Below are 325 nucleotides of genomic sequence, written 5' to 3' on the forward strand. Positions count from 1 at the left end.
GCGCAGTCACTGGCGAAGCTCGCCACCACCAGCACCGACCACCGCGAGCGGGCCAACGACAATGCCGAAGAATACGGCTGGGGCGATTACTCGCAGCCGCTGGCCGGGGCGATGGGGCTGTCGGCGGATCCGAATGAGGTCCGCTTCGAGGGCGAACACCTGGCGCGCGTGCGGCTCGAAGCGCACCGCGCGAAGAGTCTGCGCGCCAGGGGAAGAGGGAATCTGCGCGGGCTGATGACCGGCTATACGTTTCACCTCGAAGGCTATCCGCTCGCGCCGGGCAACGGCGAATATCTGGTCACCTCAACGAAGATCGGGATCGTCA

Annotated in this window: 1 protein-coding gene; it reads left to right on the forward strand. The window is 66.2% G+C overall.

Translation table 11 applies throughout. The features are described 5' to 3' along the window. Positions 1-325: contractile injection system protein, VgrG/Pvc8 family (locus PQR02_RS40895; RefSeq protein WP_408243464.1), on the forward strand; the 325-nt coding region annotated here is incomplete at both ends.

It is taken from the genome of Paraburkholderia sediminicola, from assembly GCF_046026895.1.
Classification (GTDB): Bacteria; Pseudomonadota; Gammaproteobacteria; order Burkholderiales; family Burkholderiaceae; genus Paraburkholderia; species Paraburkholderia sediminicola_C.